General features: G+C 70.1%; 23 protein-coding genes. 11 read left to right on the top strand and 12 right to left on the bottom strand.

Annotated features, from left to right (window positions below; translation table 11 throughout):
• Nucleotides 1-204: 204 nt before the first annotated feature.
• The 5 genes from VF092_27195 to VF092_27215 form a co-directional block, all read right to left on the bottom strand.
• Nucleotides 205-2,172 (bottom strand): M1 family metallopeptidase, encoded by a 1,968-nt coding sequence (locus tag VF092_27195; protein ID HEX6751005.1) that lies wholly within the window; start codon nt 2,170-2,172, stop codon nt 205-207.
• A 365-nt stretch (nt 2,173-2,537) separates the two neighbouring features.
• Nucleotides 2,538-4,046, bottom strand: a complete 1,509-nt coding sequence (locus VF092_27200) for an amidohydrolase family protein (GenBank protein HEX6751006.1) — start codon at nt 4,044-4,046, stop codon at nt 2,538-2,540.
• 217 nt (nt 4,047-4,263) lie between these two features.
• Nucleotides 4,264-4,509, bottom strand: coding sequence for a hypothetical protein (locus tag VF092_27205; protein ID HEX6751007.1), 246 nt, complete (start codon nt 4,507-4,509; stop codon nt 4,264-4,266).
• Nucleotides 4,510-4,547: 38 nt separating this feature from the next.
• The gene (locus tag VF092_27210) at nt 4,548-4,790 is read right to left on the bottom strand and encodes a hypothetical protein (protein HEX6751008.1); all 243 of its coding nucleotides are present in this window, start codon (nt 4,788-4,790) and stop codon (nt 4,548-4,550) included.
• Nucleotides 4,791-4,834: 44 nt separating this feature from the next.
• Nucleotides 4,835-5,077 (bottom strand): hypothetical protein, encoded by a 243-nt coding sequence (locus tag VF092_27215; protein HEX6751009.1) that lies wholly within the window; start codon nt 5,075-5,077, stop codon nt 4,835-4,837.
• A 358-nt stretch (nt 5,078-5,435) separates the two neighbouring features.
• On the opposite strand from VF092_27215, the gene VF092_27220 reads away from it, so the two are divergent.
• Nucleotides 5,436-5,708 (top strand): hypothetical protein, encoded by a 273-nt coding sequence (locus tag VF092_27220; GenBank protein HEX6751010.1) that lies wholly within the window; start codon nt 5,436-5,438, stop codon nt 5,706-5,708.
• 76 nt (nt 5,709-5,784) lie between these two features.
• Here the strand turns inward: VF092_27220 and VF092_27225 are convergent, their stop codons facing one another.
• A complete protein-coding gene (locus tag VF092_27225) occupies nt 5,785-7,260 on the bottom strand; it encodes a serine hydrolase domain-containing protein (protein ID HEX6751011.1) in 1,476 nt (491 codons plus the stop codon).
• A gap of 109 nt (nt 7,261-7,369) precedes the next feature.
• On the opposite strand from VF092_27225, the gene VF092_27230 reads away from it, so the two are divergent.
• From VF092_27230 to VF092_27240, 3 genes are all read left to right on the top strand, one after another.
• Nucleotides 7,370-7,945 carry a helix-turn-helix domain-containing protein gene (locus VF092_27230; protein HEX6751012.1) on the top strand — a complete coding sequence of 192 codons (576 nt, stop codon included), beginning with the start codon at nt 7,370-7,372 and terminating at the stop codon, nt 7,943-7,945.
• Between the two features lie 91 nt (nt 7,946-8,036).
• Nucleotides 8,037-8,663 carry a trimeric intracellular cation channel family protein gene (locus VF092_27235; GenBank protein HEX6751013.1) on the top strand — a complete coding sequence of 209 codons (627 nt, stop codon included), beginning with the start codon at nt 8,037-8,039 and terminating at the stop codon, nt 8,661-8,663.
• Nucleotides 8,664-8,755: 92 nt separating this feature from the next.
• The gene (locus VF092_27240) at nt 8,756-8,980 is read left to right on the top strand and encodes a hypothetical protein (GenBank protein HEX6751014.1); all 225 of its coding nucleotides are present in this window, start codon (nt 8,756-8,758) and stop codon (nt 8,978-8,980) included.
• Nucleotides 8,981-9,056: 76 nt separating this feature from the next.
• Here the strand turns inward: VF092_27240 and VF092_27245 are convergent, their stop codons facing one another.
• From VF092_27245 to VF092_27260, 4 genes are all read right to left on the bottom strand, one after another.
• Entirely contained in the window at nt 9,057-9,437 is a 381-nt protein-coding gene (locus VF092_27245; protein HEX6751015.1) for a hypothetical protein, read from the bottom strand.
• A gap of 69 nt (nt 9,438-9,506) precedes the next feature.
• Nucleotides 9,507-10,319: a helix-turn-helix domain-containing protein gene (locus tag VF092_27250; GenBank protein HEX6751016.1), complete on the bottom strand. Its 813-nt coding sequence runs from the start codon at nt 10,317-10,319 to the stop codon at nt 9,507-9,509.
• Nucleotides 10,320-10,497: 178 nt separating this feature from the next.
• Nucleotides 10,498-11,235, bottom strand: a complete 738-nt coding sequence (locus VF092_27255) for a hypothetical protein (GenBank protein HEX6751017.1) — start codon at nt 11,233-11,235, stop codon at nt 10,498-10,500.
• 40 nt (nt 11,236-11,275) lie between these two features.
• On the bottom strand, nt 11,276-12,682 hold the full coding sequence (locus tag VF092_27260) for an amino acid permease (protein ID HEX6751018.1): 1,407 nt from the start codon (nt 12,680-12,682) through the stop codon (nt 11,276-11,278).
• A gap of 529 nt (nt 12,683-13,211) precedes the next feature.
• On the opposite strand from VF092_27260, the gene VF092_27265 reads away from it, so the two are divergent.
• From VF092_27265 to VF092_27275, 3 genes are all read left to right on the top strand, one after another.
• Nucleotides 13,212-15,392 carry a S9 family peptidase gene (locus VF092_27265; protein ID HEX6751019.1) on the top strand — a complete coding sequence of 727 codons (2,181 nt, stop codon included), beginning with the start codon at nt 13,212-13,214 and terminating at the stop codon, nt 15,390-15,392.
• A gap of 376 nt (nt 15,393-15,768) precedes the next feature.
• Nucleotides 15,769-15,957 (top strand): hypothetical protein, encoded by a 189-nt coding sequence (locus VF092_27270; protein ID HEX6751020.1) that lies wholly within the window; start codon nt 15,769-15,771, stop codon nt 15,955-15,957.
• 131 nt (nt 15,958-16,088) lie between these two features.
• Complete coding sequence (locus tag VF092_27275; protein ID HEX6751021.1) at nt 16,089-17,132, top strand: DUF4350 domain-containing protein; 1,044 nt, start codon at nt 16,089-16,091, stop codon at nt 17,130-17,132.
• A gap of 166 nt (nt 17,133-17,298) precedes the next feature.
• On the opposite strand, the gene VF092_27280 is transcribed toward VF092_27275, so the two are convergent.
• Nucleotides 17,299-18,201, bottom strand: coding sequence for a lysyl oxidase family protein (locus VF092_27280; protein HEX6751022.1), 903 nt, complete (start codon nt 18,199-18,201; stop codon nt 17,299-17,301).
• Between the two features lie 114 nt (nt 18,202-18,315).
• Nucleotides 18,316-19,254 (bottom strand): lysyl oxidase family protein, encoded by a 939-nt coding sequence (locus tag VF092_27285; protein ID HEX6751023.1) that lies wholly within the window; start codon nt 19,252-19,254, stop codon nt 18,316-18,318.
• Between the two features lie 660 nt (nt 19,255-19,914).
• On the opposite strand from VF092_27285, the gene VF092_27290 reads away from it, so the two are divergent.
• From VF092_27290 to VF092_27305, 4 genes are all read left to right on the top strand, one after another.
• Nucleotides 19,915-20,583: a plastocyanin/azurin family copper-binding protein gene (locus tag VF092_27290; protein ID HEX6751024.1), complete on the top strand. Its 669-nt coding sequence runs from the start codon at nt 19,915-19,917 to the stop codon at nt 20,581-20,583.
• A gap of 146 nt (nt 20,584-20,729) precedes the next feature.
• Complete coding sequence (locus VF092_27295) at nt 20,730-23,738, top strand: adenylate/guanylate cyclase domain-containing protein (protein HEX6751025.1); 3,009 nt, start codon at nt 20,730-20,732, stop codon at nt 23,736-23,738.
• Nucleotides 23,739-23,827: 89 nt separating this feature from the next.
• Complete coding sequence (locus VF092_27300; protein ID HEX6751026.1) at nt 23,828-24,433, top strand: YdeI/OmpD-associated family protein; 606 nt, start codon at nt 23,828-23,830, stop codon at nt 24,431-24,433.
• Between the two features lie 416 nt (nt 24,434-24,849).
• Nucleotides 24,850-26,130 (top strand): hypothetical protein, encoded by a 1,281-nt coding sequence (locus VF092_27305; protein HEX6751027.1) that lies wholly within the window; start codon nt 24,850-24,852, stop codon nt 26,128-26,130.
• Nucleotides 26,131-26,416 lie beyond the last annotated feature (286 nt).

Genomic DNA, 26,416 nt, shown 5'->3' on the forward strand with positions numbered 1-26,416 from the left:
ACCCCCTTCTCCCGAACTGCAGGAGAAGGGGGAGAACAACAGGTTGGAGCGAGCGTAACCCGTTGTCGCAGTTACCTCTCCCATCGGTTTGGGAGAGGTCGAAAAAGTGAAGGAGGCGAGACGGCAGTTTTGTCTCGCCTCCTTCACTTTTTCGGGTGAGGGCCATCCGGCGGCAGCCTCACCGGTCATTGCTCTACGCGACCGCTACCGCGTCCAGACGTTGTTGCTGCGGTCGGCGTCGGGGAAGGCCATCTCCGGGTCGATCTCCACCTTCACCACGGGCGAGCCGCCGGCGGGGAGGGAGACCGTGGCCGTGCGCGCGCCGGCGAGCCAGGTCTCCACGGGCACCTCGCGGCGCTCGGTTCGGCCGTCCTGGCGGGTGATCACCAGCCGCGCGGGCATCGGCGCGTTGCCGCGGTCGGCGATGGTGATCGTCGTCCCCCCATCTCCCGAAGTCACCCCCTGCACCGCCTGGTCCAGCGTCCACGCGTTGTCGTACCAGGCGGACCAGAACCATCCCAGGTCGCGCCCCGCGGCGGTGTTGAAGGCGTTGAAGAAGTCCCACGGCTGGGGATGCTTGAACGCCCAGCCGCGCGCGTACGCCTGGTAGCCGCGCGTGAACGTGGCCTCGCCGAGGAGGTTGCGCAGCGTCTGCAGCAGCGTGGCGGGCTTGGTGTACGTGGCGAAGCCGCCAGCCAGCGGGGGCGTGATGTAGTCGGTCCAGGTCATCTCGCGCACGTCGACGCCGTTGCGCACGAACGTCAGGTACTGCTGCTGCTCCTCGCGGTGCGCGCCCGGCGCGGCGACGCGGAAGAAGTCGTTGCGCGCCTCGTTCTCGTTGAAGTTGGTGGTCCCCTCGTCCATCCACCCGTGGCGGCGCTCGTCCACCCCGATGACCATGGGAAACCACATGTGCGCCAGCTCGTGCGAGATCACGCTGTAGACGGCGGTGTCGCTGCGGCCGGTGTACGCGCCGATCAGCGTCATCATCGGGTACTCCATCCCCCCGCCGATGATGTTCTCGCCCTCCACCGCGGTCATGTGCGGATAGGGGTACATCACCCCCGTGAACCGCGAGTGGTGGGTGATGGACTGCTGCTCGAAGCGCACCGCGTTGCGCCAGGCGGGCGCGTTCTGGCGGTAGAAGGCGTTGATGGTGGTGTAGTCCGGCCGCCCGTCGCCGTTGCGGTCGCCCACGGGGGTGCGCGCGGCGTCCCACAGGCTCTCGCGGGTGACGGAGAAGGCCACGTCGCGCACGCTGTCGGCGCGGAAGGTCCAGCTGACGCGGCCGTTCGTCCCCGCCGTCGTGGCCTTCCCCGCCCCGAAGTCGGCGGCGGTGAGGACGTGCACGGTGGAATCGCTCTGCATCGCGCGCCGCCAGCGCGCCAGCACCGGCGCGGGGAGCGCCTGCTCCGCGTTCGCCAGCGTCCCCGTCCCCATCACCACCCACCCGGCGGGCGCGTCGACCGTGTACTCGTAGTTGCCGTAGCCCATGTAGAACTCGGCGGTGCCCAGGAACGGGTCGGTGTGCCATCCCCAGACGTCGTCGTACACCGCCATCTGGGGATACCAGTAGGCCATGAAGACGAGGTTGTCGGCGTCGTACCCCATCCGCCCGCTCGCGCCGGCCTGCGGGATCCTGAAGTTCCAGTCGAGCTCGAGGCGGATCGAGTCGCCCGGCAGGACCGGCGCGCCGGGGCGGATGACCAGGTTGGTCCCCTGCACCGCGTAGCCGGGCTGGCCGCGCTGCTGCGCCACCGCCAGCGGCTGCCCGCGCGCGGCCACGCGGGTGAGGTTCACGCCGCCGGTGGCCTCGTTCTCCTCGTCGCGCGCGGCCTCGGGGCGGTGGATGTTCAACTCCAGCTGCACCACCAGCATGTTCAGCGTGTCGCGCGAGCGGTTCTGGTAGACGATGCTCTCGCTGCCGGTGACCGTCTTCGCGGCGGGATCGACGCTGGCGCGGATGCGGTAGTTGGCCCACTGCTGCCAGTAGCGCGGGCCCGGCTGCCCGGTGGTGGTGCGGGTGCCGCGCTCCACGGCGCGCGCGAAGCGGCGCGGCACCTCGACCGGGTTGGGAACCGGGCGCGCGGGCGGCCAGGTGCGGGCCTCCTGCGCGGGAAGCACCGACGGGAGCGCGAGCAGCGCCAGGAGCGCCGCGGACCAGCGGTTCATCAGACATCCTCCGGAAGACGCGTGTTTCGTGACGGCAAGCGCGGCAAGCTACGCCGCCCGCGAGACGCGCCGCAAGCAACGGCAGGGGGATGGGGGACGGGGTCGTCGGGCGATGAGGGGGCGGTTGAAACCGCGGCAACGACTACACGATGTCCGCCTTCGCGGACTACAGTCTTCGGTGCCGGCGCAATGCCTGTGCTCGCGACGAGCTTCGCGTCGCGCGCGACCGGCCGTATCCGCGGTGAGGGGCCGCGAGCGAAGCGAGCCGAGGTCCCTCTCCTGCAGTTCGGGAGAGGGACAGGCTGGACGGGCGCGACGGGTCGCGCCGTCCAGCCAGGGTGAGGGCCGGGCGCCGGCGCGAGGCCTTATCCGCCGGCCGCCGGCGCCGCCGCAGCGCTCAGGCGCTCGGCGGCCGCGCGAAGCATCCGGTCCAGCTCCGCGCGGTCCATCCACCGCCCGCCGGCCGACACCGCCTCGATGCGCTGGGTGTTGCGGATGTCCTGCAGCGGGTTCGCGGAAAGGAGCACCAGGTCCGCGCGCTTCCCCGGTTCGATCGATCCCCACTCCGCCGACGCGCCCAGGAACTCCGCCGGGTTGCGCGTCGCAGCCGTGAGCGCCTGGTACGGCGTGAGCCCCGCCCCCACCAGCGCCTGCAGCTCGCGGTGCAGCGCAAAGCCGTACAGGTGGAACCACTCCGGCGTGTCGCTCCCCGCCAGGATCTTGCCGCCCGAGTCGACAATGGCCTTCACCAGCGCGTTGCGCGTCTGCACGTAGCGGCGGCGGCGGGCCTCGGTGCGCACCGCGGCCGCCGAGTCGGTCCAGTACCGCGTCCGCGCGCGCAGGTACAGCGACCGCCACTGCGGGGGGAACATGCTCCACTCGGGGCGGGCGCGGATCTCCTCCTCGGGCGGGCCGACCGCGAAGGCGTCGTTGAACACGTTGAGCGTGGGCGACGTCCACGAGCCCCACCCCGGCGCGCGCGCCGTCAGCCCGGCGATGCGCGCGATCTTCGTGTCGTCCACGTGGTCCATGCTGGTCCAGTTGTTCAGCCGGAACACGCCGTACTGGGTGAGCCCCGGCCGGCCCGCCGCCGAGTCGGCCATCACCGCCTCGAGGTACGAGTCGAGGTGCTCGATCTGCTGCCCCGCCTCGAGCGCGCGCGCCACGCCCACCTCCGGCTCCACGTGGCCGACCACGCGGATCCGCCGCTGCGCCGCCTCGTCGACGATGGCGTCGTAGACCGGGCGGGTGATGAAGAGCGTCAGCTTCACGAAGTCGTAGCCGGCCGCCGCCACCTCGCGCACGGCCGCGCGCCCCTGCTCGGGGGTGGCGGCCACGCGCCCGTTCTCCTCCTGCCGCCCGGCGAGCTGCGGGCTGGCCACCCAGAGCTGCGGGCCGGCGATCCGGCCGGCCTCGATCCCGCGCCGCAGCGCCAGGTGCTCGGGCGTGCCGATCATCAGCCGCGCCGCGGTGACGCCGTTGGCCAGCATCACCCCCAGCTCGTACGGCGCCACCGAGTCGGCCACCTCGTCGCCGTCGGAGAAGAGGTGCGTGTGCATGTCGGCCAGCCCGGGAACCAGGAACTTCCCGCGCCCGTCGATCTGCCGCGCGCCCGCCGGCACCCGCACGCGCGCGGCCGCACCCACCGCGGCGATGCGCCCGTCGCGCACCAGCACCGTCGCGTCCGCCAGCACCGTATCGCGAGTCATCGGCACCACATTGACGTGGGTGATGGCGAAGGTCCCGCGCGCGAGCGCCCCCCGCGACGCCTGCGCGGCGGACGGTTGCGCGAGGCCGGCCGTGGCGACGATCGCCAGCGCGCAGGCTACGACGGCGCGGCGGAAGAGGCCCGGATGGGCGGTCGGATTTCGCATCGGCTGCGGGGGGTGGGATGGAGGGACGGCCGGGAGATCCGGAGGAAGGTACGGCGACGCCCACCCACCGGCACGAATCGCGGTGTGTGAAGCGCAAAGGAGGGTGTGGATGGCGCGGGAAGCGGTACGAGCCGGCCGCCGTTGGCTCCGCGGGGCCTCCGCGGCGGTGATGCGCGCGGGAGAGCCGGCGCGGCGGCCCGCTCTCCCGCGCCGCCGGTCAGCAGTACGGGTCCTTGCAGACCTGGTAGCCGTTCGTCATGCGGCAGCTCGCCATGCAGGTCAGCGTATCAGCCGGGCATCCCTCCAGGCAGGTGGCGCAGTCCGAGTACTCCGAAGGCGGCGGGCAGCCGGCGAACTGGGTGACGTCGTACCCTCGCACCGTACCGGCCTTCTTCTCCCCGCCATCGGCCGTCCTGAACGACTCCACGGCCAGATCGTCGAGGTCGAGGCGAATCTTTCGCATCGAGCTTGTCTCCAGTTGAAGGGGATGATCGTGCGGGATCAGCAGTACGGATCGATGCAGGCCTGGTAGCCATTCGTCATCCGGCAGCTGGCGAAGCACGTCATGGTGTCGCGCGGGCATCCCTCCAGGCAGGTGGCGCAATTCGACATCTCGGAGCCAGCGCAACCCGCGAGCTGCGTGATGTCGTACCCCCGCACCGTGCCGACCTTCGTCTCCCCGCCATCGGCCGTCCGGAACGACTCCACGGCCAGGGTTTCTACGTTCAGGCGGATCTTGCGCATCGCGTTCGTCTCCGTGGGGAAGTGAGTGAGTTGCAGATGCCGGTTCAGCAGGCAGGGTCGATGCAGGCGACATCGCCGTTCGTCATCCGGCAGCTACCGTAACAGGTCAACGTGTTCCGCGGGCAGCCCTCCAGACAGGTGGCGCAGTTGGAGTAGTACGACACGCACCCGTCGAAGTCGGTGCCGGAGTCGTGCGCGCGCACCGTTCCCACCTTCTTCTCCGCTCCTTCCGACGTCCGGAACGACTCCACGGCCAGGTCTTCGACACTCAGGCGGATCTTGCGCATCGGGGCTGATCTCCAGCGTGAGGGGAGCCCATCGCCATCGCACCGCGGATCGATGCGAGCGAGGTTTGCCCTCGTAAGATAGTCGTGGATCACTTATGACGACAGAATCAGTCGAGAATCACTTATACAGGTGCCTGAGCATTTCGTTTGATTTACTTTATGCATGGCAAGAGGATCGAAGATGCGGTATCGGCTTCCCATCTACATCCAGGGAATAATCAAGTGAATTAAGATTGCCAAGGCGTGAAAGATGCGTTGCGATCGGCCGCTCACATCCATTCGGCACCCGTCGATCTCACGAACGAGCAGGAGATGGAGATTGGTGCGTGCCGCTCACCTGTCTCGCAGCGAGGGCCGCATGAAGAAGCTGAGGCTGGAGCTGGAAGGGCTGCGGATCGACACGTTCCAGACCGCGCCCGCCGATCCCGACGGGAGCACGGTGCGGGGCCACGAAGCGGTGGGCACGTACGGCACGACGGACATCTGCTACTGCGCGTACCCGTCCACCAGCTGCGCGGAAGGGCAGACGGGGAGCGGCTTCAGCTGCTACTGCATGTATCCCAGGTCGGGCGAGCAGGTGTGCTGCTCGGACATCCAGCGCGGCTGCAGCGCCGCCGGCTCGATGTGCTGAGCGACCGCTGATCTCACGCGGGGCGCGGAGAGGCGGAGGCGCATTTCTCCGCGCCCCGCAGCGAATCATCCGGGGGTCACGTCCCTCCCCCGGGCGAGGCGTCGGGCAGCTTCTCGAACGACCAGAACGAGCCGGCATACATCTCCGCCACCCGGCCGGCGGAGTCGGTGCGGAAGGCGATGTATCCCGTGCCGTCGTGGCGCACGAACAGGAGCGGCGCCACCTCGATCCAGCGGCTCCCGGAGAACAGCAGCGCATCGTCCTGCACGGTCACGTCCAGCACCAGCGATACGCGGCGCGGGGTGCAGGTGTGGCACGAGGTCATCCACGCGTAGCGCCCCGCGTACGCCGCCCCGCGCGCGGCGAAGTCCGCCGGCGGCGCCGGCACCGGGTGCCGCTCGCGCGCCTGGGGAAAGAGGCGCGTCAGGAGCGCCTCGCGCAGGTTGTCGCGCAGGTGGCTCCCCTCGAACTGGGTGGCGACGAAGAAGCCCGCGTTTTCGGAGGGGACGAGGGTCATCTGCGCGCTGAAGCCCGCCACGTTCCCGCCGTGCTCCACCACCCGCACCCCGCCCACGCGGTCCTCCCACAGCCCCAGCGTGACGCCGGGGACGAGCGGGTGCGGCGCCACCTGCGTGGTGAGCAGCTGCCGCCCGGCCTCGGCGGAGAGGATGCGCTCCCTCCCCAGCCGCCCCTCCTGCAGCAGGGCGATCATGTACCGCGCCATGTCGGCCGCGGTGCTGTTGACGGACGACGCCGGCGTGGTGTGATACCACTCCCACGCCTGGGGGATCAGCGAGTCGCCGCTGAGCTCGTACCCCATCGCCAGGTCGCCGCGCTGCCCCTCCGGCACGGTGATGCTGGTGCGCGCCATCCCCAGCGGCCGCCAGAGGTTCTCGCGGAGATAGCGCTCGAACGGCATCCCGCCCACCTCCTCCACCAGCTCGCCGGCCAGCGTGATGCCGTAGGTGGAGTAGGCGATGGTCCGTCCCGCGGGGCGCACGCGCTTCAGCCGGGGGCGCAGGAACTCGGCGAGGGGAAGGACGCCGTCGGCGGTGGCGGCCTGCGTGCCGGGGCGGATCTCGTCCAGCCCCGCGGTGTGCGTCAGCAGGTCGCGCACGACGACGGGAACCGGGTAGGTGTCGGGAACTTGGACGCGGGTGAGATAGCGGTTCACGTCGCCGCGCAGGTCCACCCGCCCGCGGTCGGCCAGCTGCGCCACGGCGGCGGCGGTGAACGTCTTGGAGATGGACCCGATCCGCCAGATCGTCCGCTCCGGGTCCACCGGGCGCCGCTCGGCCACGTTCGCCCACCCGTATCCCCGCTGGTAGACCACGCGGCCTCCCTGCACCAGCACGAACACCGCGCCGGGCGCCTTCTCGCGCCGCATCTCCGCCTCCATCACCGAGTCGACGAAGGCGGCCAGCCCCGCCGTGTCCATCCGCACCGGCCCGGCCGGGCGGCGCAGATCCGGCGAGCGTGCGGCGGCCGCGGCCAGCGAGGGGAGGACGGCCGCGGCGAGGACGAGGGCGATGGGGCGGGTGCGCGCGTGCATGGTCCGGGCAGGGATGGGGGTGATGAAGGAGCAGCGGGGCTTGCGTCAGGATGCTGTTGTTTTGAAAATAATGCAAGATTTTCAAAATCACCCGCATCGTGATGCCGCCGTGACTTCGCCCCCCGACCTGAAGCAGCTGCGCGTGCTCGCCTCGCCGATGCGCCAGGCGATCGTCGACGCGCTGGAGGCCATCGGCCCGTGCACGGTGGCGGAGCTGGCCGAGGTGCTGGATCACCCCGCGGACGGGCTCTACTACCATCTCCGCCTGCTGAAGGCGTGCGGGCTCGTCGCCGGGGAGACGCGTCCCGGCGCCACGCGGCCGCAGGCGGTGTTCGACGTGGCCGGCCGCCCCACGGAGCTGCGCTACAGTGCTACCGACCGTGCCCAGGTGGCCGCGGTGGTGCGCCTGGTGGGCGGCATGCTGCGCGAGGCGCTGCGCCTGTTCCGGCGCGGCTTCAGGCCCGGCGCCGTGCTGCAGGGCCCGCGGCGGACGCTGTGGGCGGGGCGGCGGACGGCCTGGCTGTCGGCGGAGGAGCTCGAGGAGGTGAACGCGCGCATCCAGCAGGTCGTCGGCTACCTCTCCGAGCGGCGGGGGCGGACGCCGGACGGCCGGCTGTACGCCTTCACCTTCGTGGTGTCGCCGTTCGGCCGCGGCCGCCAGGCGCGCACGGACGATCCGGGGTGACGCAGGCAGCCGGTGCTTGCAGCAGAGCCGCCTCGCTCGCCACCTTCTCCCGCCGTCCCCTGTTCCCCGTCCCCTTTCCCTTGCGGCCAGCGTGTCGTTCCTGCGGATCCTGGAGATGCTGGGCGTGGCGGTGTTCGCCATCAGCGGCGCGCTGGCGGCCGGGCGCAAGAGCCTGGACCTGGTCGGCGTGGTGGTGACGGCCACGGTGACGGCCATCGGCGGCGGGACGCTCCGCGACGTGCTGCTGGACCGGCACCCGGTGTTCTGGATCGCCGACACCACCAACCTGTACGTGATCTTCGCCGCCGCGCTGGGGACGGTCGTCTACACGCGGCGGTGGCGGCCGCCGGAGCGCAGCCTGGCGCTGGCCGACGCGCTGGGGCTGGCGCTGTTCACCATCCTCGGCGCGCAGATCGCCCAGGGCGAGGGGCTCGGCGGCGTGGTGGTGGTGATCATGGGCACGCTCACGGGCGTGGCCGGCGGCGTGATCCGCGACGTGCTGACCGCCGAGATCCCCATGATCATGCGCCGCGGGCCCATCTACGCCACCGCGTGCATCGCCGGCGTGGTCGTCTACCTGCTGCTGGAGATGGTGATCCCGCGCGACGTGGCCGCCGTCTTCGGCATGGCGTCCATCGCCGCGCTGCGCCTGGCCGCGATCCTGTGGGACCTGACGGTGCCGGTGTTCACGCTCCGCGACCCCGCCGGACGGAAATGAGGGCCGCACCGGGTGGGATCTTCCATCGCACCGCGGGTATGATTGCTGGCCGCAACCGATGGAGGTTCAATCCACCCTCACCGGAGGAAGCCATGCGCAAGCTGACGCTCAGAGTGGACGAGCTGGTCGTGGAGACGTTCGACACGCGCGGCGACCTGGATGCCGATCGGGGCACCGTCCACGCGCACTCCGCGGAGGTGGCGAGCTGCCCGGTGGAGCTCTGCTGGCCGCAAGAGACGAACGACCCGCAGCTGCGGCGCTGCGTTACGCCGTACGTGGAGTGCAACACCGACGGCTGGACCTGCGTCTACTGCTGATCCCCTCCGCCACGCAATGCGTACGGCCCCGGTCTCCGGGGCCGTCCGTGCTTCCAGGCGTGCGAACGCCCGGTGATCAGCCGGCGAAGTGCGAGAACGTCACCAGGTTGCCGCCGGGCTCGCGGACGATGATCTCGTCGGCGCCGTAGAAGGTCTTGCGGCGGGGGATGACGTGCTCGACGCCGTCCAGGCGGCGCTCCACGTCGTCCAGGTCGTCGACCTCGATGTACATCAGCGTGCCGCCGAGGGGGATGGTCCCGACGGCCGCGCCGACGTCGGCCTGGATGGACGCGGTCGTCTGGTACATCACCTCCACGCCGCCGCGCTTCAGGATCACGAAGCCGAGCGCGTCTTCGTGGGGTACCTCGGCCGTCTTCTCGAAGCCCAGCCGGTCGATCCAGAAGGGAAGCACGGGCTCGATCGCCTCGACGGCGAGCACGGGGGTCAGCTTCTTCATCTCGTTCCTCGCAGGTTTCGCGGGATCACTCCACGGAAGCGCGCGCCTCCGCCGTTCGCGCGGGGAAGTCTATTCCCCGCCCCGCTCCCGGTCTTGGAAAAATGCGACGTGGCGCGCGTACGTGGCCGGAGGCACGCCCGCGATCTCGCGGAAGTCGCGGTTCATGTGCGACTGGTCGTACCACCCGCACTCCAGCGCCAGCCGCGAGAGCGAGGGGACGCGACCGCCCCGCAGCCGCTCCAGCGCGGCCTGCACGCGGGCCACGCGGCAGGCGTTCTTGGGCGTGAGCCCCACGCGCTCGAGGTAGATGCGCTCCAGGTGGCGCCGCGTAAGCCCGACCGCCTCGTGCAGCGCCTCGACCCGCACCGCGCCGCCGGAGCGCTCGATCAGCCCGCTCACGTGCGCGATGCGCGGGTCGGGCCGGGGCGCGCCGCCCGCGCGGCCGAGCAGCGCCTCCTCGACCACGCGGATGCGCGCGGCGGGCGGTGTCTCGTGCAGCCGCTCCTCCAGCTCGGGGACGCGCCGCCAGAACTCGCCCAGCGCCACCGCGCGGTCGGTGAGCTCGCCGGCGGGCGCGGGGACGAACGCCGCCGCGCCGCCCGGGCGGAAGCGGACGCCCAGCATGTCGACCACGCCCGCGCTGCGCACCTCCAGCGGCGAGCGCATGGCGCCCACGACGTAGCTGCCGAGCGCGTGCTGCGGAGAATCGGGAGCGAGGAGCGGGTCGCCGAGGTTGAAGATCACGTCCATGCAGCCGTCCGGCAGCACGCGGCTGACGTGCGGCGCAGCGAGCGCGCCGTCCGTGCGGCTGGTCCAATAGCACTGCACCACGTCCGCCAGCGCGGGCGACGGCGCGTGCTCACGGTAGACGGGTGGGTGCATTGTGTAGGCGCGCGGATACTGCACCGGATCACGACCTTCGGCGATGACGGGTAAGACCAAATCCAGCCTCCGTCAATTCGTTAGAAAATAGGCGAACGCGGGCTCTCCCGCATTCGCCTTTGTGACTCATATCACGATCACATTACAGCCAGATGGTTGCGTTCCAGCTAACATGCCTCTACCGCGGAGTCGCACCTTTCGGTGATGAGGTGCGGGAAATTCGTTTCTTCAGCCAGTACGCTATTCCGAAAACAGTTGCGGTTATCAGGAGCGCAGCCGCACCGCCCTCTATGAAATCGTCACCCGGAAAGAGTAGCATGAGAAATCCCATGAGCACAAATCCCATAGCCCCCAATGTCACAAGCACACCCGGAACCGTGAGATTGTCCTCCCCTGGGCCGGTAGTTTCAGAAACTATCCTGTCGCCATGAAAGAAGGTGACTTCTGGTAAGCAACCGGAGAGATGATGCTCGACGGTCAGTTTACACATTGAGTTCGGAAACAACGTTTCCTGTCGAATCCGAAGTCGATGTCCATCGGTTGAATCCGACTCCTCGAGCGTCCAGGCCGTGGCAGTAGCATTTGGATCGGTGGGGGTAATCTGGTATCCCACGTATCCGGTTTTCGTCAAAACCTCTAAAACAAGAGCTCTGGCCGAACGCCTACCTGTGTTTCTCCACACAATTTCAGTGAGAGCCGTAGCGAGCCCCTGTTCTGAAAGAATTGCTTCCACCCGCTGTTTATGCGCGGGATCGACCGAGTTCACGAGATCCACCGAATGCGTCGCATATCGAACTTTCGGCCGAAGCAGAAACGCTTTGATCCCCGCAAAGCCTCCTGCACCTGAAACCAAGCCAACGGCGAAAGTAACGATCGCCTGTGCTGTGATATCGGATACGAATTTAACCATAAGCATCGTTCTCGTCCGTCTCAGAAATTATCCGGGCGCGCCGAACTCACGCGCGCGCCGCGCCCTTCCAGATCAGGTAGACGGGGATGCCGGCCAGGATCACGCCGAAGCAGATGAGCGTGATGACCGGGTCGCTGATCAGCGCGTTCAACAGCATTCCCACCGAGGCGAGCAGGAAGACGGCGGGGACGACGGGATAGCCCCAGGTGCGGTACGGGCGCGGGTGGTCGGGGCGGGTGCGGCGCAGGATGTACACGGCGCCCACCGCCAGCGCGTAGAACGGCCAGATGCCCAGGATGAACGCGTCGGCCAGCTGCTCGAAGGTGCGGAAGGAGACGTACGCGATCCCCAGCGCCACCGCCAGCAGGATGGCGGCGTACGGCGTCTTGAACCGCGGATGCACCGCGGCGATCTGCGGGAAGAAGTTGCCGTCGTCGGCCATCGCGTAGAAGATGCGCGGGCCCGTCATCATCGAGCCGTTCAGCGCGCCGAACGCGGAGAGCATCACCATCGCCGCGACGACGGACGAGCCGACGGCGCCGAACACCTTGGTCGCCGTGTCCGCCGCGACCAGCTTCGATCCCACCATCTCCGGCACGGTCAGCACGTACAGGTAGGCGGCGTTCACGGCGATGTAGATGGCCACGATCGCCAGCACGCCGCCGATGATGGCGCGCGGCAGCGTCCGCGCGGGGTCCTTCACCTCGCCGGAGATGAAGGTGAGGTCCGCCCACCCGTCGTACGCCCACATCACCGACACCAGCGCGAGGCCGAAGCCCGCCCACGTGATCGGCTGCCAGTCGATCGGCCCGGCGAGCGCCCCCTGCCCCGGCTCGGCCAGCAGGAACGCGGCGACGGCGAGGCCCGCGATCGCCAGCACCTTGGCGGCGGTGCTGAGGTCCTGCACCGCGGCCGCCCACTTCACCGAGCGGAGATTCGCGAGTCCCAGCAGGAGGATGGCCCCGGCGGCGACGAGCCGCGTCCCCAGGTCGCCGTAGCCGAAGAAGCGGCCGGCGTACTCGGCGAAGAGCACGGCGATGGCGCCCAGCGCGCTGGGGCGGATCACCAGCAGCTCGGTCCAGCCGAAGAGGAAAGCGGGGAGCGGCCCGTAGCCCTCGCGGATGAAGACGTAGATGCCGCCCGAGCGCGGGAACATGGTCGCGAGCTCGGCGATGGCCAGCGCGCCCATCAGCGCCACCAGCGCGCCGACGACCCAGAGCAGCGACATGGCGCCCACGGTGCCCACGCGCGCCGCCACGCCGTTCTCGCCGCCCACGATGCGGAAGATGCCGCTGCCGATGGTGGAGCCGACCAGCACCGCCGCGGCGCTCCACACGCCCAGGCTGCGCGGCAGCCGGTCGGCGCCGGCCTCGCGCGCGGTCTCGGCGCGCTCGGCGGCGGCACGCTGCTGGTCGATGATCGCGGCGTCGCGCGCGAAGGGGAGTTCCGGCATGCTGGGAGCGTGGGGCGCGGGTGGGTCGCAGGATGACGCGGGGATCGGCTCCGAAGCTAATCACGGCGCGGCACGGCGGACAAGCGGGCGCGCTGCGGCCCTCATCCCCCCGACCCCCTTCTCCCAAACTGCGGGAGAAGGGGGAGACCTGACCTCGGGGAGAGGCTGCGGCTCTTGAAGGAGGCATCCTGCCCGCCGCGAGCGGCCCCCTCCCCCGGCCCTCCCGCGCTGCGCAGGAGAGGGGAGAACTCAGCGCGGAGACTCGCACCGACGCCGACCCGGGGCCTCGCAGCGCACGCGAGCCGCGTCATGCGCCATCGGCTGCGGCGGCGCGATCGAAGTTACCCCCTCCCGTTATCGGGAGGGGGTACGCGGCCCCAGCCGCGGGGGGAGGGCCCGCGGGGGGAGGGTCCGCGGGGGGAGGGAACGCGGGCTGGCGCATCGCCGTACCATGGCGCATGATACCGGCCTTCGCCGACTGACGGTTCCACATTCCATCATCCCCACAGAGGAAACACGGATGGTGACCATGGCACGCCCGGCCGCGGCCGGGTTCGTGGCTGCGCTCGCGCTGCTGGCCGGGGCGCCCGCGCGCGCCCAGATGGACCAGCTCACCGTCGAGCGCATCTTCTCGTCCCCCGACTTCCGGCTGCAGTCGCTCCCCGAGTCGCGCTGGATGAACGGCGGGCAGCGCTACTCCTTCATCGCCGACGAGGGCATCGTCGCGGAAGACGCGCAGACGGGGACGCGCACCGTGCTCGTCGACGGCCGCCGCCTGGTCCCCCAGGGGCAGACGAAGGCGATCGAGATCGAGGACTACGCCTGGAGCGCCGACGAGCGGAAGCTGCTCATCTTCACCAACAGCCAGCCGGTCTGGCGGCAGAACACCAAGGGGCAGTTCTACGTCTACGACCTGGCCACCCAGCGGCTCACGCCCGTCTCCACCACCGTCGGCTGGCAGCAGTTCGCCAAGCTGTCGCCCGACGGCAGCAAGGTCGGCTTCGTGCGCGACAACGACCTGTGGGTGACCGATCTCGCGACGGGCCGCGAGACGCGGCTGACGCACGACGGCAGCGAGACCATCATCAACGGCACCTTCGACTGGGTCTACGAGGAGGAGCTGGACCTGCGCGACGGGTGGCGCTGGAGCCCCGACGGGCAGCGCATCGCCTTCTGGCGCATCGACGACGGCCCGGTCAAGGCGTTCTACTGGATGCGCGACACGGGCGACCCGTACGCGCAGCCCATCTCCCTGCGCTACCCCAAGGCCGGCGCGCCGAACCCCACGGCCAAGCTCGGCGTCGTCGCGGTCACCGGCGGGCCGGTGACGTGGCTGGAGACGGGGACGGACCCGAGCGTCTACCTGGCCCGGATGGAGTGGGCCGAGTCGCCGACGGAGATCCTCGTGCAGCGCCTGAACCGCCACCAGAACCGGCTCGACGTGATGCTGGCGGACGCGCGCACGGGAACGACACGCACGCTCTTCACCGAGGCCGACAGCGCGTGGGTGGACGTGGACGACGACCTGTCGTTCATCCGCCGAGGGCAGCAGTTCCTGTGGAGCAGCGAGCGCGACGGCTACAACCACCTCTACCTCTACAACCGCGACGGCACGGTGGCCCGCCAGCTCACCAGGGGGGCGTGGGACGTGACCCAGGTGTTCGGGGTGGACGAGAAGAACGGGTGGGTCTACTTCTCCGCCACCGAGCAGGGGCCGCAGCAGCGCCACCTCTACCGCGTGCGGCTGGACGGCACCGGCTTCGCGCGGCTGACGCGCGAGCCGGGGACGCACTCGGTGCAGCTGTCGCCCGAGACGCCGTACTACCTGGACACCTGGTCGCGCGCGGGGTCGCCGCCCACCATCACGCTGCACCGCACCGACGGCAGCGTGGTGCGCTCGCTGGTCGACAACGCGGCGGTGCGGCAGCGCCTCGCCGGGCTGGCGGTCGCGCAGCCGGAGAGCTTCACCTTCCGCACCAGCGACGGGGTGGAGCTGAACGGGTGGATGATCAAGCCGGCCAACTTCGACGCGAGCAAGAAGTACCCGGTGCTGATGTACGTCTACGGCGGCCCCGGCTCGCAGACGGTGACCGACAGCTGGGGCGGGAGCCGGTACCTGTGGCACCAGATGCTCGCGCAGCGCGGCTACATCGTGGTCTCGGTGGACAACCGGGGGACGGGCGGGCGCGGGCGCGACTTCAAGAAGCAGACGTACCTGAACCTCGGCACGCGCGAGGCGGCCGACCAGATCGAGGCGGCGCGCTGGCTGGCAACCCAGCCGTACGTGGACGCCAGCCGGCTGGGGATCTGGGGATGGAGCTACGGCGGCTACATGACCGCGTTCACGCTGGAGCAGCCGAACGCGCCGTTCAAGGCCGGCATCTCCGTGGCTCCCGTGGCGGACTGGGGATTGTACGACAGCATCTACACCGAGCGCTTCATGCGCACGCCGCAGGAGAACCCGCAGGGCTACGCGCGCAGCTCGGCCATCCGCAACGCCGCGGGGCTGCGGGCCAAGCTGCTGCTGGTGCACGGCAGCGGCGACGACAACGTGCACTTCCAGAACAGCGTGCAGTTGGTGGACGCGCTGCAGGCCGCGGGGAAGCAGTTCAACTTCATGATGTACCCGGACCGCAACCACGCCATCGCCGGCGGCCGCTCGGTGCATCTCTACACGATGATGACGAACTGGATCACGCAGAATCTTTGAAGTGCTGAGTGCGTGAGTGCGTGAGTGCGGAGTGCGTGAGTGCGCCGGGGTCGATCGATCCCGGCGCACTTCGCGTTTGATCCACATCCAGCGAGAAGCCGCCGCGCGAGGGCCCTCATCCGAAAAAGAGCGACGAAAACTGCCTCGTCGCTCTTTTTCGACCTCTCCCAAAACCGACTGGGAGAGGTGACTGCAAAAGCCCAATCTGTCATTCCGAGCGGCGCCGCTGCACCGAAACTGCGACCACACCGATGTCGGGCGGCGCCCGAGGAATCTGTGACCCGCGTCCGCACAAAGAGCCGGGCAATGTGACGGCACGGGATTGGCCGGGGTGGCGGACCCGTTCCCATCGAGGGTTCACCCATGCAGGAGGATCATGGAGATGAAGAAGATGCGGCTGGACGTCGACGAGATCGCGGTCGAGTCGTTCCCGACGGAGCGCGTGGAGGATGACGGCGGGACGGTGCGCGCGTACGTGGGCACGCTCGCGCCGCCGTCGTGCCCCGTGCAGACCTGCCACACGTACGACGATACCGTCTGCGGGCTGACACAGGCCTGCGAGTAGCGGATCGCTGTGGAGACGGGGATGCGGGCGGTCGCGCCGCATCCCCGTTGCGGTTCGGCAACGGCGGCGGCATGGATGGTGTCGAACGCGTATCCCCTTCCCTCCACCTCCCTCCCTCGAGGCGAGCCGCCATGCATCGCATCGCCCGTATCTCCATCCCCATTCTCACCCTCTGTCTCGCATCGCCCATTCTCGCGCAGCAGGGGCCGGACACGACGTGGGTGCCGTACGTCGCGCGGCCGGCGTACCCGGCGGACGGCGGCCCGCGCGTGGGGATCGACGAGGCGCACCTGAACTTCCACACGGTCGAGGGGAACTACCGCCCGTTCGCGGAGCTGCTCCGGCGCGACGGATACCGCGTGGGCGCCAGCGCGCTCCCCTTCTCCCGCGCGGGGCTGGCGCTGTTCGACGTGCTGGTGATCGCCAACGCACGCGGGGGACAGGACGCGGAGACCGTTTCCAACTCCGCCTTCACCGCGGAGGAGCGGGCGGCGCTGCGCGAATGGGTGCGCGGCGGCGGCTCGCTGCTGCTGATCGCCGACCACGCGCCGTTCGGCGCCGCCGCCGAGGCGCTGGCGATGGAGTTCGGGGTGGGGATGAGCAAGGGCTTCACCTTCGACACCGTCGCGGGACGCAACGCGGGCAACCCGACCTTCCTCCGCTTCACGCGCGAGAACGGGCTCCTCGGGCGCCACCCGATCCTGGAGGGGCGCGGCGCGGCCGAGCGCGTCTCCGTCGTGCAGAGCTTCACCGGGCAGTCGCTCTCGGTCCCCGGGGGCTCGGGGGTGCTGCTGCAGCTGTCGCCCACGGCGCAGGACCGCGAGCCGCCCACGCCCGAGGAGATGCGCGCGCAGGCCGCCCGCCGCCAGCAGATCGCCGACAGCATCGCGGCCGCGATCCGGGCCGGCGGCGCCCGCGACTCCGCCGTGGCCGTGGCGGCGCAGCTGCAGGCCCAGGGCGAGCAGCGTTTCGTATCCGCCGCCGGGCGCGCGCAGGGAGTGGCGATGGCGTTCGGAGCGGGCCGCGTGGTCATCCTCGGCGAGGCGGCCATGCTCAGCGCGCAGAAGGTGGAGATCCCCGGCCGCCCAACCATCCGCATGGGGATGAACGTCCCCGGCCACGACGACCAGCAGTTCGCCCTGAACGTGCTGCACTGGCTGTCGCGGCTGAACTGATCCATCTTCAAAAGAAGTCTCACGCAGAGTCAGCAGAGTGAGCAGTTGAACTGCAGTGTCACTGCTGACTCTGCTAACCCTGCGTGAGGCCATTCTTTTCGTGAAAACGGCGGCGGGAGCCAATGGGCCCCCGCCGCCGTTGTCCATCGCCGTCAGGCCGAGCGGATCAGCTGGTCGGACGGTTCTCGTCGTCGATGCCGTCCTCGGCCGTCTTGATCGAGCCGCCGGTCTTGCCGGTGCGCGCCGGGATGGTGATGGTGATCTGGCCGACGTTGTCGGTGTAGCTCGACTCGCTGAAGTTGTGGCACAGCCCCGCCGCCGAGTCGAACACCGGGCACGGCTGGCCCGCCACCGGCGCGAAGCCCGGGTTCACCGTGATGCGCAGGACGTACTGGCCCGGCGGCACCGGCTCGGCCGGGTCGTCCAGCACGAAGTACTGCCCCGCCAGCGCCTTCACGTAGGTGTCCGCGTACCCCACGCTGATCCCCTGGAAGCCCGCCAGCTCCGGCGTGCCGCAGTTGCGGTACACCCACGGCGTCACGCTGAAGTCGCTGTTGAACGGCGTCGTGTCGATCATGCAGAAGCCGCGCTTGCGCGCCTTCACCGGCGTGCCCAGCGAGCCGTTGGACAGGATGGGGAACAGCTCGTACTTGGCGTAGTTGCGGAAGTGGAAGTGGTGGTGGCAGCTGGCGAACTCGAACAGCCCGTCGCTGTCGGAGTAGTTGCCGTCGCCGTTGGGGTCGATGTGCACCCGCGGGTCGCCGATGAACACGTCGGCGTCGCCCACGTTGGGCGTGGTGACGGTGAAGCGCAGCAGGTAATGGTCGCCCGGGGGCACGTCGCCCTCGATCACCGAGCAGAGATTGCCGGCCAGGAACTCGTGCGTGACCACCCACGAGCTGGCCAGCTTGGCGGCGTCGACCACCAGGTTGGGCGTTCCGTCCAGGTCCTGCGCGCGGCCGGCGCGCGGCGCCGAGGGCGCCGGTGCCGTCAGCTCCGACCTCGCGCCCTCGCACGCGGCCAGCGCCGCGGCGGCGAGAACGACCGCAAGTGCCTTCCTTCCGTTCATACATCCTCCAGGGTGGAGAGGGGACGGTGGCAGCCGCAGCGGACCCTGGGTGGGCGGGGTTGCGCCCCGGCAGGCGGCCGCCGGTCCCTCGGCGGCCGCCCATGAGGATTCGGCTCAGTGGTTCCCGTGAGCCTCGGGGTGATGGTACGCGTCCAGCTCCTCGCCGTTGTAGGTCCCCTGCCCGGGCCCGTAGCCCGTGCGGCCCACCCGGTCGGGGATCTCGATCTGGACCATGCCGACGTTGTTCGCGTAGTTGGACTCCTTGAACATGTGGCAAAGGCCCTGCGAGTCCTGCACCGGGCACACCTCGCCGTTCTGCGGCGTGAAGGGCGGGTTGGCGGTGATGCGGATGACGTACTTGCCCGGCGGCACCGGCTCGTTGGGGTCGGTCAGCAGGAAGAGCTGCCCGGGGAGCTGCTTCACATACTCGTCGCCGAAGCCGGTGCTGATCCCCTGGTTGCCGTGCAGCGTCAGGTTGCCGCAGTTCATGTAGTAGCGGGCCTTCGGCGGCGAGTTGTCGCTGACGTTGGGCGTGGTGTCGAGCATGCAGAAGCCCCGCTTGCGGGCCTGCACCGGGGTGCCCAGCGAGCCGTCGGCGTTGATGCGCAGGATCTCGTACTTGGCGTAGTTGCGGAAGTGGAAGTGCGCGTGGCAGCTGGCGAACTCGAACAGCCCGTCCTGGTCGGAGAAGTTGCCGTCGCCGTTGGGGTCCATGTGCGCCAGCGGGTCGCCCACGTACAGGTCGGCGTCGCCGATGTTGTTGATCAGCACCGAGAAGCGCAGCGACTTGTGCACGCCCGGAGGAATGTTCCCCTCCTCCACGCTGCACTGCGCCGAGGTGAACGTCTCCTCCAGCACGATCCACGAGCTGCTGAGCACCTTGGTGTCCACCACCAGGTCGGGCGTGCCGACTAGGTCCTGCTGGGCCGCGGCGCGCGGAGCCGTGGCGGCGACGGGAGCCGTGGGCTGGTTGCCCGCGCGCTCGCACGCCGCGAACACGATTCCCGCAGCCGCGGCCGCGAATCCGATCTTTCCTACCGTCTTCAACCGCATGAATCCTCCGTGGGTGGGCTGGGATGGGGTGGGCACCCCCTGAATGCGCCGCCGGAGCGTTCCGAGGCGCCGATACACTTTGGTGCAGCTGAATCGGAATGGTGCGGCCGCCGGCCGCGAATCCGGGGGAAGTTCGTCGCTAAACGGAAAGGGGTGCGCCCGCGCCGGAAACATCCGGCTGAGGGCGTCCGGGGCTAGGTACGGCGGTCTCAGAAGCGCGTAAGTCCGCGCCCCATCGTGCACTTCTCCCGCCGGGGCGCTGCGGAAGCGCGTGCACAACAGGTGTTTCCGCGGGACCCGTCCCGAAGGTGCGGGCCGAAGATGCCATCGCTTTGCACCGCTGAGGACGCGAAGGATAGTACAACTCCCGTGCCGCGCGCAAGTCCTCTGGGATGGCGCTTAGGGTGCGGGTGACGGAAAGTCCTAAGTCCTGAGTCCTAAGTGCCCAGTGCCCAGTGCCCAGTGCCCAGTGCACTCAGCACTCAGAGACGAGGCCATGCGCGGGCGCGTCACCGCGTGTCGCCATCCGAGAGGCAGAAGGCGCCGATCCATTGGCGGCGCCTTCGTCCGTTCCTATATTCGTTCCGGTCTCACAGCACCCACCGTGGACGGCCGCTCGCGGCCACCTTCCGCCCTTCAGGACCCTCCCGGAGGCCGACCGTGCCCCGTGCCCGCTCCGCCGCGCTCCTCGCGGCCGCGTTGCTCGTTCCCGCCATCCTGGCCGCGCGCCCGCGCCCCGCGCCCTCGCTCGCGGGAACGATCGAGGGACGCGTGACCCTGTCTCCCATGGCGCAGCGCCGGGTCGCGAACCGCTACCCCGGCGAGGGCGGCGGCGCGGCGCACCAGGTGGGCGCCGTCCCGGCGGTGGCCTATCTCGTCGGCCGCGTACCCGGCGGCGGGGGGGCGCGGGGCGAGCGGCCGCGGCTGACGCAGCAGGACACCTCGTTCCGCCCGCCGGTGCTGGTCGTCCCCGTCGGCACCTCGATCGAGTTCCCCAACCGCGACCCCTTCTTCCACAACGTCTTCTCGTACTCGTCGACCAAGCGCTTCGACCTGGGCCGCTATCCGCGCGGCGAGTCGCGCACGGTGACGTTCGACCGTCCCGGCGTGGTGAAGGTGTACTGCGAGATCCACCAGTGGATGCGCTCGGCGGTGATCGTGGTGGAGAACCCGTACCACGCGCAGGTGGCAGCCGACGGGCGCTTCACCATCGACGGGGTGCCGCCGGGGCGCTACCGCCTGGCCGTGTGGGACTTCGACCGCGGCCAGCGCGTCGTCGACGTCACGATTCCCGCGTCGGGCGCCGCGCGGGTGAACGTGAATCTCTGAACAGAAAGTCCTGAGTCCTAAGTCCTGAGTCCTGAGAAACGGCGAGTCGCCGCGATCGTGGCCCAACCGCACCAACCACTTAGGACTTAGGACTCAGGACTCAGGACTTATCGCCCCACACTCTTCCCCGCACCGAAATCCATCCCGTGTCCCGCCCCTCCGCCCTCGACCGCATCCGCCACTCCTTCGCCGCCAAGCTGCTGCTGGCGCTCGCGGGGTCGGTGGGCGTGCTGCTGCTGGTGACCGTGATCAGCGTGCGCGTGCAGACGCGGCGGCAGGTGCGGGTGGCGGTGGAGCGCGCGCTCACCCAGTCGCGCAGCGTGTTCGCGCAGCAGGAGGGCGAGCTGCGGCAGAACCTCGAGGGCACCGCCGGGCGCTGGGTGGGCGGCAACCGCCTGGGCGCCGCGCTCGACGACGCGCTGCAGTCCGGCTCCACCGACATCCTGTCGCAGACCGCCAGCTACGAGTTCCAGCTGGCCGCCTCGCGCGACACCGTGCTGGCCGGCTTCACCGACGCGGGCGGGCGGCCCGTGGCCTCGGTGATGAACGACCGGATGCTGGCCGAGCCCGCCGCCGCCATCCCCCTCCCCCTCGTTTCCTGGCTCCTCCCCTCCGACAGCGCCGGCGCCTTCGGCTACCACCTGGTCAACGGCCGCCTCTTCGCCGTCTACGTCACCCGCCTCCCCCTCTTCGACAACCTGGTGGGGACGCTGACGCTGGGGACGATGGTGACGGATTCCGTCGCGCGCGACGCGGGGCTGGCGCTGGGGGCCGAGGTCTGCTTCGTCGCGGGCGGCCGCTGCGTCGCCTCGTCGCGCGGGGTGCGGGGGGAGATGACGCAGCGGATGGTGGCGATGGCGGGGGTGCGCCAGCCGCGGCGCGTGAGCTGGCACGGGCGCCGCTGGGTGCTGACGGCGGATCCCGTCTCCACCGGCTCGGGGATGCAGGCGGCGTGGCGGGTGACGGCGTTCCCGCTCGACGGCGTGCTGGGCCCCTTCGAGAGCATCCAGCGCGCGGAGGTGCTGGCCGGCCTCGCGTCCATCGCGCTCGCGATCCTCGTGGGCCTGGTCCTCTCGCGCCAGTTCGCCCGGCCGGTGCGCGCGCTGGTGGCGGCCACGGAGCGGGTGTCGGCGGGGGACTACGACGTGCGCGTGCGGGCCGAGACGCGCGACGAGCTGGGCACGCTGGCCGAGGCGTTCAACGAGATGACGCACGGGCTGATGCTCAAGGAGCGCTACCGCGGCGTGCTCGACAAGGTCGTCTCGCGCGAGATCGCCGACGAGCTGCTGAAGGGCGACATCACCCTGGGCGGCGAGACGCGCTTCGTGGTCACCCTCTTCGCCGACGTGCGCGGGTTCACCGCGATGACGGAGGGGATGGAGCCGCAGCGCGTGATCGGCCTGCTGAACGAGGTGATGGAGCGCGCCGCCGGCGCCGTGGAGGCCGAGGGCGGCGTGGTGGACAAGTTCGTGGGCGACGAGGTGATGGCGGTGTTCGGCGCCCCCGTCTCGTACGGCGACGACGCCGACCGCGCCGTCCGCGCCGCGCTCCGCATCGCCGGGGCGATGGAGGCGCTGAACGCCGAGCGCGCCGCCCGCGGCGAGCCCGTGGCGGGGATGGGGATCGGGCTCAACTGCGGCCCCGCCGTCGCGGGGAACATGGGCTCGACGGGGCGGCTCAACTACACCGTGCTGGGCGAGTCCGTCAACATCGCCAGCCGCCTGTGCGACCAGGCGCGCCCGGGCGAGATCCTCGTGGTCGAGCCCTTCCTGCGCGAGCTGAAGACGCCGGTGGACGCGGTGCCGCTGGGCCCGCGCTCCTTCAAGGGGATCTCCGTCCCGCTCGAGGTCTATTCGATCCGCGGGATCAAGGGAGATGGCGACGCGCCGGGCGATTCGACCCCCGGCGCCTCCCTCCCCTCCGCGGCGACGACGATCGCCACGGCGCTGCTCGCGCTCGCGGCGATGGCAGGGCCGCTCCACGCGCAGGATCTCCCCACCCTGCAGGAGCTGGGGATCGGGTGGACGTCGCCGGGCGGCTTCCTGCAGGTGACGCCGTCGGGGCGGCTGGAGATCGAGGGCTACGCGCCGGGGGACAACCCCGCGTGGCTGATCTCCACCACGCGGCCGTTCGTGGCCCCGCGCGCCTCGCTGCTCGTGGACGTGTTCGCGGGCGCGCGGGTGCTGGGAAGCGTGGAACTGCGCGCCGACCGCGGCGAGGCGCCCGCCGACCGGCCGCTGCAGGTGCGCGTGGAGCAGGCGTATCTCCGCGTGACGCCCCTCTCCGGCGCGAACCTGTCGGCGCAGGCGGGAAAGTTCGTCTCGCCGTTCGGCAACTGGCCGCAGCGCCACGCCTCGCCCGCGCAGGAGGCGTTCATCCGCCCTCCCCTTCCCTACGACTACCGCACCATGATCTGCCCGTGGTTCCTCCCGGCGGGCTCGGCGGGGTTCGTCACCTGGAAGGACGCGCCCGAGCTCTTCCGCGCGATGGGCGCGCCGGTGGTGTGGAACGCGCCGTACCAGGTGGGGGCGATGGTGAGCGGGGGATGGAAGGCGCTCGGCTTCCGCGCGGCGGTGATGAACAGCGCGCCGTCGAGCGAGCCGTCGGAGTGGAACACCCTCGGCGCGGGCGAGCACGGACCGTCGTACGTCGCCCACGCCAGCGTGCAGGTGATCCCCGAGCTGCGGATCGGCGCGTCGTACGACCGCGGCAGCTACCTGCAGGACGAGCTGGGCGGCGCGCCGCTCCCGCCGGGCGAGCCGATCAGCCACTACTTCCAGGAGATCTGGGGATTCGAGGCGTCGTTCGCGCGCGGCCCCGTGGAGGCGCGCGGCGAGCTGCTGCTGGACACCTGGGACGTGCCGAACGTGACCGACTATCCTCGCGACGTGTCGTTCTACGCCGAGACGAAGGTGAAGCTCACGCCCGGCCTGTTCGCCGCCGCGCGCTACAGCGGGATCCGCTTCGACCGCATCTCCGACGGCGCGGGGGGCGAGGAGCGGTGGGACTACCCCGTCGACCGCCTGCAGTTGGCCGCCGGCTACCGCCTCGGCCGCACGACCGAGGTGCGCGCCGAGTACATGCTCAACTCCACCGACGCCCCGCCCGCGGGAAACGACGACCTCTTCGCCGTGCGCTGGAGCTGGCAGTTCTAGGGGATTCTCACGCGGAGACGCGGAGCCGCGGAGGGGTTCTCCGCGTCTCCGCGCCTCCGCGTGAGCCACTTCAGTTCTTGGGGAGAGTGATGGGAGAGAAGAAAACGACCGACGCGAAGCCCGTCTTCTTCGCCACGCCGGCGGAGTTCCGCGCGTGGCTGGAGGCGCACCACGAGACCGAGCCGGAGCTGCTGGTCGGCTTCTGGAAGAAAGGGTCGGGGAAGCCGAGCATCACCTGGCCCGAGTCGGTGGACGAGGCGCTCAGCTTCGGGTGGATCGACGGCGTGCGGCGCTCGCTGGGCGACGAGGCGTACACCATCCGCTTCACCCCACGGCGGGCGCGCAGCACCTGGAGCGGGGTGAACGTGCGCCGCATGGGCGAGCTGATCGCCGAGGGCCGCGTGCGCCCCGCGGGGATGAAGGCGTTCGAGGCGCGCAGCGCGGACAAGACCGCCATCTACGCCTACGAGCAACGCGCGCCCGACCTGACCGAGCCGTACGCCGGCGAGCTGCGCGCGAACGCGGGGGCGTGGGAGTTCTGGCAGAAGCAGGCGCCGTGGTACCGCAAGACGGCGAGCTGGTGGATCATAAGCGCCAAGAAGGAGGAGACGCGCCAAAAGCGGCTGGCCACGCTGATCGACGACTGCGCGAACGGCCGGGTGCTGGCCGGGCTCGACCGCAAGCCGAAGAAGTAGGTCTCGCACGTGGACGCCGAGAACGTCTGCACACCTTCGATCGCTCTTATTGCGATCTAACGAGGTGATCTGATTGTATGCAGGCCAATACATAATCCATCTGTTTTCTGATACGTATCTTAAGATTGTCGCAGGTGGACGCGACGACGGATTCCGAGCGGGAGCGACTCCACGTAACATTCTCAGGAACGATTTCCCGCCTGAAGCGCGTGCTGTTGCCAGAGACCCGCTCTCGCCGCAGTCAGGGTGATCGATAGATGGCTTGTCTGCATCAGCGAACGGTAGCACGTGAGTAGAATCTACAGCCATTTTGAAAAAGCACGCTACCGCTAACTTGCGCGACTAACATTTTCAGTACATAATTGCAGCGCAGCGATTCAGCTGCCCCACCCACCACTCACCTGCCCAGGGGAAACATGAGGTACACGAAACCCGTTTCGGCCGCGGTTGTCGCCCTGCTGTTCACCGCCGCCTGCGACACGTCGGACCAGCCCGTGAGCCCGCAGCCCGGCAGCCCGTCGCTGAACAACGCGGCGCCGCAGGGGGCGATCCACACCCCGGACGACGAGTTCGCGCGCGTGTCGCGGGCCGAGGTGCCGGGCTTCGCCGGGTACTACCTGGACACCGACGGCACGCCCGTGATCCGCCTGAAGGACCAGGGCCAGCGCGGTGCCGCGCAGCGCTACCTGGCGCAGGAGATCGCCGCCGCGCACCGCGGCCGCCTGGCGATGGCCCCCCGGCAGCCGAAGTTCGTGAGCGCGCAGTACGACTTCGCGCAGCTGAAGGGGTGGGCGGAGCAGCTCACGCCGCTGATGTCGCAGCGCGGCGACGTGTACCTGGTGGACGTCGACGAGGTGAACAACCGCGTGCTGCTGGGCGTGGCCGACGCCACCGCCACCGGCGCCGTGCGCGCCGAGGCCACCCGGCTGGGCATCCCCGCGAACGCGGTGGCCACGCAGCACCAGCAGGCCCCGCAGGCGCGCGCCTCGCTGCGCGACCGGCAGACGGTGCTCGGCGGCGGCATCCAGATCGCGTTCAGCCAGTACCTGTGCACGCTGGGCTTCAACGCGCGCCGCAACTCGACCGCCGCCCTCGTCTTCGTCACCAACTCGCACTGCACCGGCACGCAGTACGTGAGCGACGGGATCGCCGAGTACCAGAACCTGGTCGGCGCGGGGAACCAGATCGGCAACGAGGTGGCCGACCGCGGGATGTGGGCGTGCGCCGGTGTCGGCACCTCGTGCCGCCAGGCCGACGCCGCGTACATCAGCAACAACGGCACGCGCTCCATCAGCCGCGGCGGGATCTGGCGGACCAACTTCGCCACGGGGATGAACGCCGGCACCACCATCATCGGCGAGTTCAACATCGTGGGCCGCTACACCGGCTCGCTGCCGGTGAACAGCTACCTCGACAAGACCGGCCGCACCAGCGGGTCCACGTACGGCCTGGTCACCAACTCGTGCGTGACCATCGGCGTGCTGCGCTGCCAGGACATCTCCAAGGTGTGGTCGGAGGGCGGCGACAGCGGCTCGCCGGTGTACGTGTGGCTGAGCAACAACGACGTGCAGCTCCACGGCGTGATGTGGGGCGGCCCGGGGAGCGACTTCACCACCACGTACTCGAGCCGCCTGTCCGGCATCGAGGCCGACCTGGGCTCGCTGAGCGAGGTCTGCCGCGCGGCCTACGGCTGCTGATGGGCCGAGGCAGGACGCGGTAAACACGGAGAAGCGGAGGGGGACCGAGGTCCTCCTCCGCTTCTTCGTTTTCCCAGCCGGTCCAGTGCCCGGGCGAATAAATTCGCGGCAACAAGGGCACGAAGTCCCTGCGGGACTGACGCCGCGTATCTGCTCGCTGCGGCAGAGATCCTGCCCGCCCGGCCGTGGCCCCCTCCCCCGGCCCCTCCCCCGCTTCGCAGGGGAGGGGAGAACTCAGCGCTGCATCTCGCTTCCTGCGCATCGCCCGACGCCGCGGCAGGGTCAG

Origin of the sequence: Longimicrobium sp. (assembly GCA_036377595.1) — a bacterium.
Taxonomy (GTDB): Bacteria; Gemmatimonadota; Gemmatimonadetes; order Longimicrobiales; family Longimicrobiaceae; genus Longimicrobium.

What these genes read in the sequence shown, in the direction of transcription:
- VF092_27195 (HEX6751005.1), bottom strand. Translation starts at nt 2,172, where the DNA reads ATGAACCGCTGGTCCGCGGCGCTCCTGGCGCTGCTCGCGCTCCCGTCG.
- VF092_27200 (HEX6751006.1), bottom strand. Translation starts at nt 4,046, where the DNA reads ATGCGAAATCCGACCGCCCATCCGGGCCTCTTCCGCCGCGCCGTCGTA.
- VF092_27205 (HEX6751007.1), bottom strand. Translation starts at nt 4,509, where the DNA reads ATGCGAAAGATTCGCCTCGACCTCGACGATCTGGCCGTGGAGTCGTTC.
- VF092_27210 (HEX6751008.1), bottom strand. Translation starts at nt 4,790, where the DNA reads ATGCGCAAGATCCGCCTGAACGTAGAAACCCTGGCCGTGGAGTCGTTC.
- VF092_27215 (HEX6751009.1), bottom strand. Translation starts at nt 5,077, where the DNA reads ATGCGCAAGATCCGCCTGAGTGTCGAAGACCTGGCCGTGGAGTCGTTC.
- VF092_27220 (HEX6751010.1), top strand. Translation starts at nt 5,436, where the DNA reads ATGAAGAAGCTGAGGCTGGAGCTGGAAGGGCTGCGGATCGACACGTTC.
- VF092_27225 (HEX6751011.1), bottom strand. Translation starts at nt 7,260, where the DNA reads ATGCACGCGCGCACCCGCCCCATCGCCCTCGTCCTCGCCGCGGCCGTC.
- VF092_27240 (HEX6751014.1), top strand. Translation starts at nt 8,756, where the DNA reads ATGCGCAAGCTGACGCTCAGAGTGGACGAGCTGGTCGTGGAGACGTTC.
- VF092_27245 (HEX6751015.1), bottom strand. Translation starts at nt 9,437, where the DNA reads ATGAAGAAGCTGACCCCCGTGCTCGCCGTCGAGGCGATCGAGCCCGTG.
- VF092_27250 (HEX6751016.1), bottom strand. Translation starts at nt 10,319, where the DNA reads ATGCACCCACCCGTCTACCGTGAGCACGCGCCGTCGCCCGCGCTGGCG.
- VF092_27255 (HEX6751017.1), bottom strand. Translation starts at nt 11,235, where the DNA reads ATGCTTATGGTTAAATTCGTATCCGATATCACAGCACAGGCGATCGTT.
- VF092_27260 (HEX6751018.1), bottom strand. Translation starts at nt 12,682, where the DNA reads ATGCCGGAACTCCCCTTCGCGCGCGACGCCGCGATCATCGACCAGCAG.
- VF092_27265 (HEX6751019.1), top strand. Translation starts at nt 13,212, where the DNA reads ATGGCACGCCCGGCCGCGGCCGGGTTCGTGGCTGCGCTCGCGCTGCTG.
- VF092_27270 (HEX6751020.1), top strand. Translation starts at nt 15,769, where the DNA reads ATGGAGATGAAGAAGATGCGGCTGGACGTCGACGAGATCGCGGTCGAG.
- VF092_27275 (HEX6751021.1), top strand. Translation starts at nt 16,089, where the DNA reads ATGCATCGCATCGCCCGTATCTCCATCCCCATTCTCACCCTCTGTCTC.
- VF092_27280 (HEX6751022.1), bottom strand. Translation starts at nt 18,201, where the DNA reads ATGAACGGAAGGAAGGCACTTGCGGTCGTTCTCGCCGCCGCGGCGCTG.
- VF092_27285 (HEX6751023.1), bottom strand. Translation starts at nt 19,254, where the DNA reads ATGCGGTTGAAGACGGTAGGAAAGATCGGATTCGCGGCCGCGGCTGCG.
- VF092_27300 (HEX6751026.1), top strand. Translation starts at nt 23,828, where the DNA reads ATGGGAGAGAAGAAAACGACCGACGCGAAGCCCGTCTTCTTCGCCACG.
- VF092_27305 (HEX6751027.1), top strand. Translation starts at nt 24,850, where the DNA reads ATGAGGTACACGAAACCCGTTTCGGCCGCGGTTGTCGCCCTGCTGTTC.